General features: G+C 62.4%; 13 protein-coding genes and 1 pseudogene. 10 read left to right on the forward strand and 4 right to left on the reverse strand.

What is annotated here, in order from left to right:
* Positions 1-18: 18 nt before the first annotated feature.
* From hflK to NKH12_RS07195, 4 genes are all read left to right on the forward strand, one after another.
* Positions 19-1,122 (forward strand): FtsH protease activity modulator HflK, encoded by a 1,104-nt coding sequence (gene hflK, locus NKH12_RS07180; protein ID WP_352952505.1) that lies wholly within the window; start codon positions 19-21, stop codon positions 1,120-1,122.
* Positions 1,122-2,096: a protease modulator HflC gene (hflC, locus tag NKH12_RS07185; protein ID WP_352952506.1), complete on the forward strand. Its 975-nt coding sequence runs from the start codon at positions 1,122-1,124 to the stop codon at positions 2,094-2,096. The genes hflK and hflC overlap by 1 nt, the downstream gene beginning before the upstream one ends.
* 6 nt (positions 2,097-2,102) lie before the next feature.
* The gene (locus NKH12_RS07190) at positions 2,103-2,291 is read left to right on the forward strand and encodes a DUF2065 domain-containing protein (RefSeq protein ID WP_352952507.1); all 189 of its coding nucleotides are present in this window, start codon (positions 2,103-2,105) and stop codon (positions 2,289-2,291) included.
* Between the two features lie 142 nt (positions 2,292-2,433).
* Positions 2,434-3,951, forward strand: a complete 1,518-nt coding sequence (locus tag NKH12_RS07195; RefSeq protein ID WP_352952508.1) for a DegQ family serine endoprotease — start codon at positions 2,434-2,436, stop codon at positions 3,949-3,951.
* 45 nt (positions 3,952-3,996) lie between these two features.
* On the opposite strand, the pseudogene NKH12_RS07200 reads toward NKH12_RS07195, so the two are convergent.
* Positions 3,997-4,570: pseudogene (locus NKH12_RS07200) on the reverse strand (GNAT family N-acetyltransferase).
* On the reverse strand, positions 4,567-5,454 hold the full coding sequence (gene serB / locus NKH12_RS07205; protein ID WP_352952509.1) for a phosphoserine phosphatase SerB: 888 nt from the start codon (positions 5,452-5,454) through the stop codon (positions 4,567-4,569). Before serB ends, NKH12_RS07200 begins: the two are co-directional and overlap by 4 nt.
* Here serB and miaA point away from each other — a divergent pair.
* Together miaA and NKH12_RS07215 are read left to right on the forward strand one after the other, a co-directional pair.
* Complete coding sequence (miaA, locus tag NKH12_RS07210) at positions 5,444-6,418, forward strand: tRNA (adenosine(37)-N6)-dimethylallyltransferase MiaA (RefSeq protein ID WP_352952557.1); 975 nt, start codon at positions 5,444-5,446, stop codon at positions 6,416-6,418. The genes serB and miaA overlap by 11 nt on opposite strands.
* Positions 6,419-6,514: 96 nt before the next feature.
* Positions 6,515-7,306 carry a GGDEF domain-containing protein gene (locus NKH12_RS07215; RefSeq protein ID WP_352952510.1) on the forward strand — a complete coding sequence of 264 codons (792 nt, stop codon included), beginning with the start codon at positions 6,515-6,517 and terminating at the stop codon, positions 7,304-7,306.
* A 214-nt stretch (positions 7,307-7,520) separates the two neighbouring features.
* Here the strand turns inward: NKH12_RS07215 and NKH12_RS07220 are convergent, their stop codons facing one another.
* Complete coding sequence (locus tag NKH12_RS07220) at positions 7,521-9,350, reverse strand: ATP-binding protein (RefSeq protein ID WP_352952511.1); 1,830 nt, start codon at positions 9,348-9,350, stop codon at positions 7,521-7,523.
* 154 nt (positions 9,351-9,504) lie between these two features.
* Here NKH12_RS07220 and NKH12_RS07225 point away from each other — a divergent pair, with 154 nt between their 5' ends.
* Both NKH12_RS07225 and NKH12_RS07230 read left to right on the forward strand, forming a co-directional pair.
* A complete protein-coding gene (locus NKH12_RS07225; protein ID WP_352952512.1) occupies positions 9,505-10,071 on the forward strand; it encodes a helix-turn-helix domain-containing protein in 567 nt (188 codons plus the stop codon).
* Positions 10,072-10,150: 79 nt separating this feature from the next.
* Complete coding sequence (locus tag NKH12_RS07230; protein ID WP_352952513.1) at positions 10,151-10,678, forward strand: GNAT family N-acetyltransferase; 528 nt, start codon at positions 10,151-10,153, stop codon at positions 10,676-10,678.
* 13 nt (positions 10,679-10,691) lie between these two features.
* Here the strand turns inward: NKH12_RS07230 and NKH12_RS07235 are convergent, their stop codons facing one another.
* Positions 10,692-12,494 (reverse strand): NAD(P)-binding domain-containing protein, encoded by a 1,803-nt coding sequence (locus NKH12_RS07235; protein ID WP_352952514.1) that lies wholly within the window; start codon positions 12,492-12,494, stop codon positions 10,692-10,694.
* 461 nt (positions 12,495-12,955) lie between these two features.
* Between NKH12_RS07235 and NKH12_RS07240 the strand changes: the two genes are divergently transcribed.
* Both NKH12_RS07240 and NKH12_RS07245 read left to right on the forward strand, forming a co-directional pair.
* Positions 12,956-14,116 carry a PcfJ domain-containing protein gene (locus NKH12_RS07240; protein WP_352952515.1) on the forward strand — a complete coding sequence of 387 codons (1,161 nt, stop codon included), beginning with the start codon at positions 12,956-12,958 and terminating at the stop codon, positions 14,114-14,116.
* A gap of 298 nt (positions 14,117-14,414) precedes the next feature.
* The gene (locus tag NKH12_RS07245; protein ID WP_352952516.1) at positions 14,415-16,226 is read left to right on the forward strand and encodes an acetolactate synthase 3 large subunit; all 1,812 of its coding nucleotides are present in this window, start codon (positions 14,415-14,417) and stop codon (positions 16,224-16,226) included.
* Positions 16,227-16,262 lie beyond the last annotated feature (36 nt).

Raw genomic sequence — 16,262 nt, forward strand, 5'->3', positions numbered from 1 at the left:
GGGAGCGAAAGGACATTCATGCCCTGGAATGACAAAAGCGGCGGAGGCGGCGGCCCATGGGGCGGCGGCAACAATCCAGGACCTTGGGGGCAGGGACCAAAGGGGCCTAGCGGTCCGCAGGGCTCGCCTCCCGATCTCGAAGATATCATCCGGCGTGGCCAGGACAGGTTGCGGCGCGCTTTGCCGGGTGGCGGTGGCGCCAGCCCTGCCGTGTTCGGGCTGATCGCGGCGGCGCTTGTAGTGCTGTGGGCGTTCAAGGCGGTCTATACCGTGCAGCCCGACGAGGTTGCGGTCGAACTCAGATTCGGCGTGCCAAAGGCGGAGTTCTCGCAGCCAGGCCTGCATTTCCATTGGTGGCCCATTGAGACGGTCGAGACGGCCAACATTGCCGAACAACTCGTTAACATCGGCGGCGGCACGGCCTCCGGCAACGGTTCAGGGCTGATGCTTTCGGGCGACCAGAACATCGTCAACGTCCAGTTCTCTGTGGCCTATCAGGTCTCCGATCCGAGGGCCTATCTGTTCGACGTGTCCGATCCAGACGGCATGCTGCGGCAAGTCGCCGAAAGCGCCATGCGTGAAGCTGTCGGTCGGCGGCCGGCGCAAGACATCTTCCGCGATGATCGCGAGGGCATTGCGGCGTCCGTGCGTGAAATCATCCAGACGACGCTGGACGGCTATAAGGCCGGCTTGAACGTCAACGCGATTTCGATCGAGGACGCCGCACCGCCTCGCGAAGTGGCCGACGCTTTCGACGAGGTGCAGCGCGCCGAACAGGACGAGGACAAGTTTGTCGAGCAGGCCAACCAATATTCCAACCAGAAGCTCGGCCAGGCGCGCGGCGAGGCCGCACAGATCCGCGAGGAGGCGGCCGGCTACAAGAACCGGGTCGTGCAGGAGGCCGAAGGCGAGGCGCAGCGCTTCATCTCGGTCTATGACGAATACGCCAAGGCGCCGGATGTGACGCGCCAGCGGCTTTATCTGGAAACGATGGAGAGGGTTCTGAAGGATTCCAGCAAGGTCATTATCGAGCAAGGCAGCGGACCAGGGGTCGTTCCCTATCTGCCGCTGCCTGCGTTGCAGCAGAAGGCGCCGGCGCCGGTCCTCGGAGGAACCCAGTGATGGCCAACCGTCTTCCCATCATCGCCGTTATCGCCGCGGTTATCCTGTTCCTGCTCTATTCGTCGGTCTTCGTCGTCAATGCGCGCCAGCAGGCACTGGTGCTCAGGTTCGGCGAAATCGTCGACGTCAAGAGCCAGCCGGGCATCTATTTCAAGGCGCCGTTCGCCTTCTTCGATGCCGACAGCGTGCAGTTGATCGAAAACAGGGTGCTGCGCTTCGACCTCGACAACATCCGCGTTCAGGTTTCAGGCGGCAAGTTCTATGAGGTCGACGCCTTCATCGCCTATCGGATCTCGGATCCGCGCGTGTTCCGCTCCGCGGTGTCCGGCCAGATCGAACTGGCCGAGGCACGGTTGAGGACGCGTCTCGACGCCGCCTTGCGCCGTGTTTACGGTTTGCGCGACTTCGAGGCGGCGCTCTCGGAAGAGCGAGCCGTGATGATGCGTGAAGTGCGCGATCAGTTGAGGCCCGACGCCACTTCGCTCGGCCTTCAGATCGAGGATGTCCGTATTCGCCGAACCGATTTGACGGCGGAAGTCTCGCAACAGACATATGACCGTATGAAGGCTGAGCGTCTGGCCGAAGCCGAGCGGCTGAGGGCGCGCGGCAACGAGGCGGCGCAGCGCATCAGGGCGCGTGCCGATCGCGAAGTGGTGGAGATCGTCGCCGAGGCACGGAGAGAGTCTGAAATCCTGCGCGGTGAAGGCGAAGCTCAACGCAGCGCCACCTTCGCGAATGCTTACCAGCGCGATCCAGCCTTCTTCGACTTTTACCGGTCGATGAATGCCTACGGCACGGCACTGGACAGTACCGGGACGACGATGGTGCTGTCGCCGAATTCGGAATTCTTCCGTTTCTTCCGCAATCCCTCCGGCGCGGAGACGCCGGCAGCGCCTGCTGCATCAGCAACGCCTGGTGCAGCAGCACCCCCTGCACCTGCTGCACCGGCAGCGCAGCCAGGCACCGGCCAGTAACGGCCGGTGCAGGATTTTCTGGCGGCAATAGGCTTGGTTCTCGTCGTCGAGGGCCTGGTCTATGGCGGCTTTCCCGGCCTCGCCAAGAAACTTGCCGGCGAAGTTCTGTCGATGCCGGAGAATGCGCTGCGGCTCGCCGGGCTGGTTGCCATCGCCGTTGGCGTCGGCCTCGTCTGGCTGGTGCGGGGTGGATGACGGTTTATGATTTCGGGATAACGGAGGATTTATCCTCCGCCGATAGCCACAGCCGCAAACGTGCCGTATTTCTTGCCAACATGGTTCGACGCAGCGTTTTCGGCGAGCGCTTTTCTTTTCAGAGACACCGGGAGACTTCTCGATGACATCCAACAGGTTATTGCGCGCGGCGAGGCGGACGTTCACCGCGGGTGCTGCAGCACTTCTTATCGGCGCCGCTACCGTCCCGTCGCTGGTGACGCCGACGGCCGCCGCCGACGGCCCGGCTTCGGTCGCCGATCTCGCGCAGGGCCTGCTCGGCGCCGTGGTCAATATATCAACCTCACAGAGGGTGAAGGGCACGGAAGGCCCGGGCGCGGTGCCGATGCCACAGCTTCCGGAGGGCTCGCCCTTCCAGGATTTCTTCGACGATTTCTTCAAGAACCGTCCCGGCGAACAGGGCAACCCCTCGCAAAAGGTGCAGTCGCTGGGCTCCGGTTTCGTGGTCGACGCCGAGGAGGGCATCGTGGTGACGAATAACCACGTGATCGCCGATGCCGACGACATCGAGGTGAATTTCTCCGACGGCGTGACGCTGAAGGCGACGCTGGTCGGCACCGACACCAAGACCGACGTGGCGGTGCTGAAGGTCGATCCGAAAGGGCACAAACTGACGGCGGTGAAATTCGGCGATTCCAGCAAGATGCGTGTCGGTGATTGGGTGATGGCGATCGGCAATCCGTTCGGCCTCGGCGGCACGGTGACGGTCGGCATCGTCTCGGCCCGCAACCGCGACATCAATTCCGGTCCCTATGACGACTTCATCCAGACCGATGCGGCGATCAACCGAGGCAATTCCGGCGGACCGCTGTTCAACAGCGATGGCGAGGTGATCGGCATCAACACGGCGATCATCTCGCCGTCCGGCGGCTCGATCGGCATCGGTTTTTCGATTCCCTCGCAGCTCGCGTTGGGCGTCGTCGACCAACTCCGCCAGTTCGGCGAGACGCGGCGCGGCTGGCTCGGCGTGCGCATCCAGCCGGTGACGGACGACATTGCCGAAAGCCTCGGCATGGCCACCGCCAAGGGTGCGCTGGTCGCCGGCGTCATCAAGGGCGGGCCTGTCGACAACGGCACCATCCTGGCGGGCGACGTCATCATCAAGTTCGACGGCAGGGACGTCAATGAAATGCGCGACCTGCCGCGCGTCGTCGCGGAAAGCACGGTTGGCAAGGCTGTCGACGTGGTCATCGTGCGCAAGGGTGTCGAGCAGACCGTGAAGGTGACGCTCGGCCGGCTCGAAGATGGCGAAAAGCTTGCCAGCGGCGAGAATGGCACCGCCGACAAGGATGATGATGGCGATGAGGCGCCCGCCGTTTCGACGGCTTCCGTGCTCGGCATGACCGTCGGCGAGCTCAACGACGAGACGCGGACGAAATTCGGCATCGCCGCCGAAGTCTCCGGCGTCGTCATCACCGATGTCACCAAGGATTCGGCCGCTGCTGAACGCGGCATCCAGGCCGGCGAGGTGATCACCGAGATCGCTCAGGAATCGGTCGCAACGCCCAAGGATGTCATGGACCGGATTGCTGCGTTGAAGGAGCAGGGACGCAAGAATGCGCTGCTGATGCTGGCGTCGAAGACCGGCGAATTGCGGTTTGTGACGATCCGAATGGATTGAGTCCGGTAAAGGCTGCAGCACTCTGATTTTGAGGGAAAAGGGCGGCTAGCGAGCCGCCTTTTTTCTTGCTCGCCAGTCCTTGGCTGTCAGCCTGTAGAACACATGCCGCTTGAGCGCGGCGTGGCTGTCCGGAATGCCGGGGTGGTCGAAATCTCTGGCCGGGTCGGGGATCATGCGCAGGCGTTCCATGACGGCGGTGGACCGGCTGTTATCCCTGACGGCGAAGGACACGATTTCGTCGACACCAAGGGTTTCGAAGCCATAGGCGAGCCAGGCTTCGGCTGCCTCTGTGACATAGCCATGCCCCCCAGAATTCGGGCGCCAGCCGCCAGCCGATCTCGACTGTGCCGGCAGGCAGGAAGGGCAAATGATCGGTGTCGAGGAGGCCGACAAAGCCGATGCATTGGCGCGTTTCAACTATCTCGGCGGCAGCGAAACCGTAGCCGTCCTCGGCGATCCAGGCGCGGAACTCGTCCATTTTGGCGTCCGCGGCAGCGCGGTCTCAGCGAAATGGAAAGAATTCCATGACGCGCTCGTCGGAATTGATGCGGTAGAAGAGCTCGCGGTCGCGATCCTCCCAGTTGCGCAGGATCAGGCGCTCGGTGCGGATCGGCGTCACTCCACAAACTCCTCCCGCTGGTAGCCCTGCAGATAGAGAAGCGCGGTCAGGTCGCCGTGGTCAATGCGGAATTTTGCCTCCGCCGCTACGACAGGCTTGGCATGAAGTGCGACACCGGCGCCAGCAAGGCGGATCATGTCGAGGTCGTTGGCGCCGTCGCCGACAGCAATGGCGTCGGCGGTCGTCAGCCCCAGTCGCGCCGAAATCTCGAGCAGCGCATCGGCCTTGGCGGCACGCCCCAGGATCGGCTCGGCCACCAGCCCGGTGAAGCGGCTGTCCTGCTCGATCAGGCGATTGGCGCGGTTCTCCTGAAAGCCGAGCATGGCGGCGATGCGTGAGGTGAAGACGTTGAAGCCACCCGACACGAGTGCAGTCCATGCGCCATTGGCCCGCATGGTCTGGACAAGCGCGCGGCCGCCGGAGGCCAGCGTCAAGCGGTTAGCGATGACGCGGTCGACCACGGCAGTGTCGAGGCCTTTCAGCAGCGCCACCCGCTCGCGCAAGGCCGGCTCGAAAGCGATCTCGCCATTCATCGACCGCGCCGTGATGGCGGCGACGTAATCCTTGACGCCGATCTCGTCGGCGAGCTCGTCGATGCACTCCTGGTCGATAACAGTCGAATCCATATCGGCGATGAGGATTTTCTTCCGCCTTCCCTCGGCCGACTGGACGATCACGTCGACCGGTTCGGGTGCGAGCACGGCGCGCAGGCTGGCGGTCGTTTCAGCGGCTTCGGCCGTCTCGGGCAAAGCGAATTCACAGGCGATGCCTTCGGCCAGCCAGCGAACAGTGCTTGCGCCGACCGACCGTGACGCCATATTCGCAAGCGCCGGCGACAATGCGCGGCCGGCGGGATGGGACACAAGCGTGGCGATCAGCGGCATCGAAAATTCCGGCGGGCAGGCGGGCGAGGGCCGCGTTAAGAACGCGGTCCTGATAGCCGGGCCGACCGCCAGCGGCAAGTCCGCCCTTGCGCTCGAGCTCGCCGAGCGCAATGGCGGCGTCATCGTCAACACCGATTCCATGCAAGTCTATTCGGTGCTCGACGTGCTGACGGCGCGACCGACTGCTGCCGAACTCGCTCACGTTCCGCATTTTCTCTACGGACATGTCCATCCCTCCACCGCATATTCCACCGGCGCCTGGCTGCGCGACGTGACGAAGCTCATCGACGACGGCGCGTTCCTCGAACGGCCGGTGATTTTCGCCGGTGGTACGGGGCTTTATTTTCGGGCGCTTGCGGAAGGCATTTCGGAAATGCCCGACATTCCGCAGTCGATCCGTGATCGCTGGCGCTACGAACTCCAGGAGCAGGGCGCAGCCAAGCTGCACCGCATCCTGCTGCGCGAGGATTCCGCAGCCGGCATGATGCTGAAGCCGACCGACGGCCAGCGCATCGTGCGGGCGCTGGAGGTGCTCGACGCATCGGGCCGTTCCATCCTGGAATGGCAGGCGGCGCGCGGCCGTCCACTGATCGACAGGGCCAGCACGCGTTTCTTTGTAATCGAACCGGACCGAGCGGAGCTCGTGGAGCGGATCGAGGCGCGGTTCGACCGCATGCTGGAGAAGGGCGCTCTCGACGAGGTCAGGCGGCTGACCGAGCTTGGTCTCGATCCCGACTCGCCGGCGATGAAAGCGATCGGCGTTCGCGAACTCCAGGCCGCTATGGGCGGCAAGCTGAGTTTTCCCGAAGCGATCGAGCGCGCGAAGATCGCGACGCGACAATATGCCAAGCGCCAGGCGACCTGGTTCAGGCATCAGTTGGGTCCGGAATGGCTGAAATTGCGCCATGGTGATCGTGTGGAATCCACGATCTCGGGACCCCTCCAGTGCAACCTGAAAAGTTGATTTTGAGGGGAGACTTCCCGTCGAAGTTGCCCTAATTAACCCTCCGTAAGCCCGTCCATGCCATAACGTCTTTGGGAATTTTCCAACGGGGAGCAGATGCGTTTTCACAAGGCGGAATCAGCCTTTTTCGTCTTCATCTTCGTGATCCTGGCCGCCGGCCTGGTGACGCTTCACGCCTATGGGCTTCTGCAAGCCTTCGCCGAAGAGGTTCACAAACCCGCCAGGGTCGACGAGATCATCTATCTCAACAAGCTATTGTTTGGGACTGGCGTTCTTTTGGCGACTGCCCTGTTCTTCGGCATTTTCTTCATCTACCCACTGATCCGCAAGCAGGCGACGGAAGAAGGCAAGCTGCGCGCCATGACGGTCTCGCTCAGCGCCCGTTCGGAAACGCTGGAGCATGCGGCGCTGACCGACAGCCTGACCGGTATGCAGAACCGGCGCTATTTCGACGATGCACTGAAGGAATATCTCGAGGAATTCCGCCGCATCGAGAAGCCGGTCGGGCTGATGATCCTTGATCTCGACCATTTCAAGCAGGTCAACGACACCCACGGCCATGATGTCGGCGACGAGGTGTTGCGGGCGGTTGCCAGCTGTCTCAAGGACATGACACGCTATCACGACGTGGTGGCGCGCCTGGGCGGCGAGGAGTTCGCAGTGGTCACGCCCAACATGGACGCCGAACTGCTGTCCAAATTCGCCGAGCGCATCCGCAAAGCAATTGCCAACATGTCTATACTGTCCGGCAATGTCCGGCTGAAGATCACCACGAGCGTCGGCCTTGCCGTGTGGGACCGTAAGGAAACCGCCGAAGAGTTCTATCGCCGCGCCGACCGCCAGCTTTATGAGGCCAAGAGGCAAGGCCGCAACCGCGTCTGCGCCTGAAATCCCGGAGAAGAATTCATGAGGCCGGCCGACTGACGCAGCTTTCTCGACTTCCGGTGCTCATGGACTCAAATGTCCACTCCGCTCCGGGTTCTCGAAAGCCACGTCATTCGATCCGGCCTGATGAATTCCCTTCCGGGATTGCCCCGGTTTCTTAGGGGACAAGGCTTTAACTTTGGAAGCGCATTAGCCTCACAGGCTAAAGCCGTCCGGCTCAATCGTTCTGCGGACGCAGGCCGAAGGTTGCGGGTTTCAGGCCATAGCGCATGTCGAAATCGTCGTCGGGTTGGACGCGAGGGACGGGCGGCTTGCGGTAGTCGCGATCACCGGCCTGTCGGCCGGAATCCACGACTTCGGCGAAGGCCATCGCCTGCTGTGGTTTTGGCACGTTGCGCAGCCTTTCGACGATCGCCACGAGGTCGACATCATTGCCCATTTCGGACGGCAAGGCTTCCTCGCGCTTGGCCGTGCCTGGAATCAGCTCATCGGACATTTTCTCGAACTTCAGCCGCATGGTCGTCGCCACGCCCTCGCCGAAGGCGATGGCTTCGCGCTGGCCCATCGAAGACAGGAATGCCAGCGTCGAGGCCGAGGAATCGGCGATCGCCGAGCGGATGATCGCCTGGTCCTGCTCGTTGGCGAGCCGCATGGCGAAAAAGGTCGAGCACTGCGACAGGATGGTGGGATCGAGTTCGCCCGGGCGCTGCGTGACGATACCGAGATAACAGCCATATTTGCGGCCTTCCTTGGCGATGCGCGACAGGGCGTGTCGGGTCGGCGCAAAACCAAGGCGCGGATCGGCCGGCATGTAGCGGTGCGCTTCCTCGCACAGCAAAAGCAGCCGCAGCCGGCCTTCGCTCCACAGTGCAAGGTCGAAGGCCAGCCGCGCCAGCACCGAACAGACGGAATTGACCACTTCCGACGGCATGCCGGCCATCTCGAAGCAGGTCACCGGCCGCCCGTGATGCGGCACGCGGAAAATATTGCCGATCGTCTCGTGGATGGTATCTTCGATCAGCCGCGAATTGAACATGAAGCGGTAGCGCGGATCCGAGGCTGCCGATTCGATGCGCGTCTTCAGCGATTTGAGGATGGGGCGGTCGTTCTTGCTTTCCAGCAGGCCCATTCGCTCGTCGATCTGCTTGATAAGATCGACAACGCGATAGGGCACCGGGGTGTCTGCGGTCAGTGCATCAGTGCCACGCCTGAGATAGGTGCCGGAATTCGGGTTGCGATACAGGTTCTTGGCTGCGGGAATGAGATCGCGCAAAGCATCGACCTCTTCCGGCACGGTCTCGCGCCCGCGAAACAGCACTTCGGCAAATTCCTCGAGCTTGAACATCCAGAAGGGCAGGTCCAGCGTCGTCGAATCGACCCTGACGCAGTGCTCGGGCAAGGACGCGGCGAACTCGTTGTGCGGATCGAGGATGAGAACGCGCAGGTCCGGCCGGGCGGCGATCGACTTGCGCAAAAGCAGAGAGACGGCGGTGGACTTGCCGACGCCGGTGGTGCCGACAATGGCGAAATGGCGCGCCAGGGTGTCGTCGATGGCGATGTTGGCGTCGATCGCCTCATCCTGTGACAGCGTTCCGATGGTGATCGTATGACGTCCGGCGAGATCATAGACCGCCTGCAGGTCGCGGCTGCGGATGCGGTGGGCGATGGCGCCGATATGCGGATAGGTGGTGATACCGCGGTCGAAAATCGGTTTGGCGTCGGGCTCGGCGCCGTCGCGAACCTCGCCGATGAGCTCGATACTGACCTCGATCGGGTTCTGGCCCGCATTGCTCCAGGCGCGATCCGACTTACCGATCTCGTAGACCAGGCCGACGGTTCGCGTGGCGCCAAGGTTGATGGAGATCATCTTGCCGACGCTCCAATGGCCGGTGACCGTGCCTTCGACATCGGTGGCATGGGCGCTGATGGTGGCGCGCGCGCCGTCGCACTGGACGACATTGCCCAGAATGCGCTTGTCGTTCTGCTCCGCCTTGCGGCGCTCCTGTAAAGTCGGCTCTCCGACGGAGGCTTCGCGGTCGACGAACATGGACAGGCTGTTTCCCATTTCCCCAGGCGACCAACCTTACATCGATGGGGTTAAGGTGGGGTGAGGCCGGATGGTGTAAGGGCCATTAAGCCATTCGTGAAAAATGAATTGATCGGCCCCTTGCTCGACCCGACGATTTCGATATACCGGATGAATGACTGATATAGCGAACGATATCTCCTCGACCATCGGCAGGAGAATACACTCCGAAAGAGCGTTGAGGGGCTGGTCGCTGGCGGAGCTCGCGGACCGCTCCGACGTGTCGAAAGCCATGCTCAGCACGATAGAGCGCGGCAAGACGAGCCCGACCGCAGCACTTCTCGTGCGCATCGCCGCGGCCTTCGGCATGACGCTTTCCACCCTCATCGCGCGGGCCGAACTGCAAGGCGGCGGGCTGCTTCGCGAAAGCGACCAGCCGCTCTGGCGCGATCCCGCCACAGGCTATGTCCGGCGGCATCTTTCGCCGGTCTCGGATATGCCGCTCGAACTGATCCGGGTCCAATTGCCGGCGGGGGCCAAGGTGAGCTTCCCGGCAGCGTCCTATGCCTTCATCAGACAGCAGATCTGGCTGATCTCCGGACGGCTGGAATTCACCGAGGGCGATATCGTGCACGGTCTCGAACCGGGTGACTGCCTGGCGCTTGGCGCGCCGTCGGATTGCAGCTTCCACGCTCCGGGACCGGACGCCGCCGACTATCTGGTCGCGCTGGCCAGAGGCTGATGACAGGCCGCATCTTATGGCCCGACCGACGCTCACGCATTCACAGCGATTTTCATCTCGCTCCAGGGATCTTGCACGCATGAGTACCATCGAAATCAAGGCGCTGACACAAACTGCGGAAACGCATGCAATGCTGGTCGATATGCTGATCGAGACGGTAGCGGCCGGTGGATCGGTCAGTTTCATGCATCCGCTGGCGCCGGACTTGGCAGGCGCCTTCTGGAGCAAGTCGCTTATTGCGGCTGCAAGAGGCGAAAGAGCAGTGCTCGGTGCCTGGGACGGCGAGGCTCTGATCGGCACCGTTACCTTGCTGCTCGACTGTCCCCCCAACCAGGCGCACCGGGCCGAGATCGCCAAGCTGATGACCCGCGTCGATCATCGCGGCAAAGGCGTGGCCACCCGCCTGATGCGGGCGGCCGAAAGCCTCGCTGTCGAGAAGGGCCGCACACTGCTGGTGCTGGATACAGCGACAGAGGAGGGCGCTTCCGGCCTCTATGAGAGGTTGGGCTTCACGTTTGCCGGTGAGATACCGGACTATGCATTGAAACCGCATGGCGGACTGAGCGGTACGCGTTTCTACTGGAAGCGCATCGGCCAGTCCCGGTGACAGCCCCGAATTTCTATCCCGCGTGGTGGACCTGCTGCAGCCCGTAGACCGGCGTTGCAATGCCTTCGTGCCGCGCCTTCAACTGCAGCGACAGGAACTGCGAATAGTGGCGTGACTGGTGCAGATTGCCGCCATGGAACCAGAGTGCTTCCTGCTGCGTCGGCTTCCACATGTTGCGCTGTTCGCCCTCCCAAGGACCGGGGTCCTTGGTGGTGTTCGAGCCGAGACCCCAGCACTTCCCGACTTTGTCGGCGACATCTTTCGAGATCAGCTCCGCCGCCCAGCCGTTCATCGAACCGTAGCCGGTGGCATAGACGATGACATCGGCCGGCAGATCGGTGCCGTCGCTGAGCAGGACCGAATGTTCCTTGATCTCGGCCACGTCGACCCCGCTCTTCAGCTTGATGGCGCCGTCGATGATGAGCTGGGAGGCACCGATGTCGATGTAGTAGCCGGAACCGCGCCTGAGATATTTCATGAACAGGCCGGAGCCGTCCTCACCCCAGTCGAGCATGAAGCCGGCCCTTTCCAGTCCCTCGTAGAAGGCAGCATCGCGCTTCTTCATCTCCTCGTAGAGCGGGATCTGGAATCCGTGCAGGATCTTGTAGGGCAGGGAGGCGAAGATGAGATCGGCCTTGGCCGTGGTCATGCCGTTTTGCACGGCCTGCTCCGAATAGAGCGCTCCGAGCCCGATATCCATCAGCGTATCTGATTTGACGATATGCGTGGTCGAGCGCTGCACCATGGTGACGTCGACGCCGGCTTCCCAGAGTGCGGCGCAGATATCATGCGCGGAATTGTTCGAACCGATGACGACGACCTTCTTGCCAACGTAGCTGTCCGGACCGGGATGTTTCGAGGAATGGTGCTGATCGCCCTTGAAATTTTCCATGCCCTTGAAGTTCGGGATATTGGGCCGGCCTGACATACCGGTGGCCAGCACCAGCTGCTTCGGCTTCAGCGTTATGTCCTTGCCACCGCGATGGACGACGACCGTCCATTCCTTTTTCTCGTCGTCATAGGTGGCGCTCTTGGCCTCCGTGGAGGACCAGTAGTTCAGCTCCATGACCTTGGTGTACATTTCCAGCCAGTCGCCGATCTTGTCCTTGGGCGAGAAGACCGGCCAGTTCCTGGGGAAGTCGATATAGGGCAGATGATCGTACCAGACCGGGTCGTGCAGGCAGAGCGACTTGTAGCGCCTGCGCCATGAATCGCCGGCACGCTCGTTCTTCTCGACGATGATGGTTGGCACGCCGAGTTGCCTCAGCCGGGCACCGAGCGCGATGCCGCCCTGGCCGCCGCCGATGATGAGCGTGTGGGGCTGACGGACAAAGCCGAGTTCGGCGGCTTCCTTCTCGCGCTCTTCCTTCCAGGTTGGACGATTTTTGCCGTGGCCATGCTTGGCGCCCAACGGCCGGGCGAAGCCGGCGGGTTCCTCATGACCCTTCAGCTCGACCATAGTGGTGAGGAGCGTCCATATCTTGCTGTTCTTCAGCCTGATATGGCCGAAGCCGCGCGCAACTTCCGTTTCGAAGCTGATCCAACCTTCGAGCAGCCCGTCGCTCTCGGTAGCGTCTTCGCCCTTGGCGATCGCCCAGTTCGAAGGTCTTGTCTTCGCCAGCTGGCTCATCAGCATGTCGCGCACCTGGTCGCGACCTTCCATGGTCTTGATGTTCCAGGTGAAGGTCACCAGGTCGCGCCAATAGCAGTCTTCCTGAAAGCACCCGACTGCCTTGTCGACGTCGCCGGCGGCAAGCGCTGCGCCGAATTGGTCGAGCAGGTCGGACAGTTTCTTGGCTGGGGCCTTGTCGAGCATCAAATTTCCTCCCGTGAAGTCCTGGTCGTCATTATGGCTTTGCCGGACCCTCCCAGCCCGGTTGACCGGAGTATCGCGGCAAACTGCGCGCCGCGTCACGTCGTCAAATAGTTTGGCGTGGTTTCAATGGCTTATCGCAAAAATTCTGGCGTGCGCTGGTCCGCGCGGCGGCGAACCATTGGCCCCACATTTCGCGCGCACCGGCAAGCCGAGAGTTCCCCGCCGACAATCGTTGCTGGCTGAAACCAAAGTTGCACCTTTGCAACACACCATCAGACCATTGTAAACGTTGAAAGAATGACTCTTGCGTCAAGTTTGCTGCGGGCTTAGAGAACCGCCCATTCCTAACCCGTCCTCCTGAAAGGAGACCCTGTCAATGATCCGGCAACCCAGATCGACACATTCCGTGCCGACGCTGGAATTGCGTGCGGCTGACAGGGTACCAATCAGGAAGAACGGCCATGGCGAAGTCCATGATCCAGCGCAGGCAGGAAGCCGAGCGCGAACGCATTGAAGCATATGCCATAACGCTGCGGCGGGTTTCTCCCGTCGCGCGTCCCGCTCCGGATTTCGAGCGGGCGCTTGACGACGCACGCCGGGGCTTTGCCGGTATGGCGATCCGCGACGGTGCGCTGTGGCGTCCAAAGCTGAAGACGCGCGACCGCGCGCGCTTGCGGCTGGCTGCCGCGCGCCATCTCTTTGCGCGTTACCCGGTTTCGGCGGCGCTCGAAGGCATCTGGCTCGACAGTTCGGGCCTGGATGCTAACGAGATCGCGCTCCGAAAGGCCTGGTATATCGCGGTCGCGCGTGGCGACTCGCTGTACAAGGCCGGCGCCAATGCATGGCTGTCGCGCAAGGAGGTGCATTGCTTCCTGAATGTGTCCGGCGACTTCTCGTTCGATGAGGCTTTCTGGTTGGCGATCGCCCGGTCCCATACGGATGATCCGGGATTGGCCGCACGCCTTGCGCGAACGAAAATCGCGCGCACGCCGCGCGGGGAGTTGGTCTTCTGGCGCGAGGTGACGCGGTTCTTCTGCGGGCATCCCGCGTCGAAGGAGGAGATCCATGATCTGTGCGACTATATTGGCGCGATGCACCAGCGCGACGCAGCATACATCCTGAAGGGTCGTACGCTCGCCTCGCTGCGTCGGCAAATGTTGGAGTGGCACCGCGACGTTGCCGCGATCGAACGCATCGAGGCAATGCGCCGCCGCGCTGCCGGGCGGGCTCCGCGTACTGACGGAATGCAGTCGCAGGGCCGCGCCTGGGACGGCTCGCGCCTCGAGGACTGGGAATGGCAGCCATCCTCCAAGGAGGCGAAGGCGCATGGCGAGCGTTTCTTCGTTCGCCAACTCAAGACAGCCGAGGATCTGGTTGCCGAGAGCCGAGCGATGCATCATTGCGTCTCGATGTACGCGGCCAAATGCATTGCCGGCAACGCCTCGATCTGGGTGCTGCGGCGCACAGCGCTCGGCAAAGTCGAGCGGTTGCTGACGATCGAGCTCGACCCGCAAAACCGTGCAGTGCAGGTGCGCGGTTTCGGCAACCGTCTCGCCTCGCTCGAGGAGCGCAAGATCGTCGAGCGCTGGGCCAAGGCGAGGGGCGTGGTGCTGAATGCCTGAAAACGGAAGACCCCGCGCGGCGCAAATGCCGCGCGGATTGCACAACGGGCGAATGTACCGCCGCCTGGCATCGTGTCACATTCGCCGTTGACAGCGGCGCAAAACCAATTCTATTGTCCGCCACCATGAAAACGGCACTCATTCTCGTAGTAGGAAAGCGCGTGGGCAAGGCGGTGTAACCGCCGGGCAAAAACCTCCCATGCGCAGACACAGGCTCCCTCGGGGGCCTTTTTTATTGCCCGAAATACGACTAAACGACCAGCAATCGCCCGATGGCGGACAGTACGGGACCAGACCGATGAGCAGTGGACAGAACGAGCGGCGCGAAATGCCAAGAACCGAAATGTCAAGGACCGAAATGACTGGCGCCGAAATGGTGGTGCAGGCGCTGAAGGACAACGGCGTCAAGCATGTTTTCGGCTATCCGGGCGGCGCGGTTCTCCCGATCTATGATGAAATCTTCCAACAGGACGAGGTTGAGCACATCCTCGTCCGTCACGAGCAAGGCGCGGGTCATGCGGCGGAGGGTTATGCGCGCTCGACCGGCAAGGCCGGCGTCATGCTGGTGACATCGGGGCCGGGAGCCACCAACGCGGTGACGCCGCTGCAGGATGCGCTGATGGATTCGATCCCGCTGGTCTGCCTGACCGGTCAGGTGCCGACCTCGCTGATCGGCTCGGACGCCTTTCAGGAGTGTGACACGATCGGCATCACGCGGCCCTGCACCAAACACAATTGGCTGGCGAAGGACGTCAACGAGCTCGCGGCAATCATCCACGAGGCCTTTCACGTGGCAACGACAGGACGTCCCGGTCCGGTCGTCGTCGATATCCCCAAGGACGTGCAGTTCGCCAAGGGGATCTATGTGCCGCCGCAGACGGCGCCGCGCACGAGCTATCAGCCTAAGGTCCAGGGCGACCTGGAAAAGATCAAGGCGGCGGTCGAACTGATGGCCAACGCCAAAAGGCCGATCCTCTATACGGGCGGCGGTGTCATCAATTCCGGTCCGGAAGCCAGCCATTTGCTGCGCGAACTGGCCGATCTGACCGGTTTCCCGATCACCTCGACGCTGATGGGCCTTGGCGCCTATCCGGCGTCGGGCAAGAACTGGATGGGCATGCTGGGCATGCACGGCACCTATGAAGCCAACATGGCGATGCATGATTGCGACGTCATGGTCTGCATCGGCGCGCGCTTCGACGACCGCATCACCGGCCGGCTCACCGCGTTCTCGCCGAACTCGAAGAAGATCCATATCGACATCGATCCGTCGTCGATCAACAAGAACGTTCACACCGATGTGCCTATCATCGGCGATGTCGGCCGGGTGCTGGAGGATCTGGTGCGGCTATGGCGAGCGACCGCCAAGGCCGACAAGAAGGCGCTGCACCCCTGGTGGGAGCAGATCGCGAAATGGCGGGCGCGGGATTCGCTCGCCTATAAGATGAACCACGACGTGATCATGCCGCAATATGCCGTCCAGCGGCTCTACGCGCTGACCAAGGACATGGATACCTACATCACCACCGAGGTCGGCCAGCACCAGATGTGGGCGGCGCAGCACTATCATTTCGAGAAGCCGAACCGCTGGATGACCTCCGGTGGGCTCGGCACGATGGGCTACGGCCTGCCGGCTGCGCTCGGCGTGCAGATCGCGCACCCCGATGCGCTGGTCATCGACATTGCCGGCGACGCCTCGGTGCAGATGACAATGCAGGAGATGAGCGCGGCGGTGCAGCACGAAGCGCCGATCAAGATCTTCATCCTCAACAACCAGTATATGGGCATGGTGCGGCAGTGGCAGCAGCTTCTGCACGGCAACCGGCTGTCGCATTCGTACACCGAGGCGATGCCGGATTTCGTCAAGCTTGCCGAAGCCTATGGCGGCCACGGCATTCGTTGCGAGAAGCCGGACGAGCTGGACGACGCGATCAAGGAGATGATCTCGGTGAGGAAGCCGGTGATCTTCGACTGCCGGGTGGCGACACTTGCCAATTGCTTCCCGATGATCCCGTCGGGCAAGGCGCACAACGAGATGCTTCTGCCGGACGAGGCAACCGACGAGGCGGTGGCCAACGCCATCGACGCCAAGGGCAGGGAACTGGTGTGACGCCTAACGCCCCAAGCCGAGGCAGGGCTGTCGGAA

The sequence above is a fragment of the Mesorhizobium sp. M1322 genome (assembly GCF_040318085.1).
GTDB lineage: Bacteria > Pseudomonadota > Alphaproteobacteria > Rhizobiales > Rhizobiaceae > Mesorhizobium.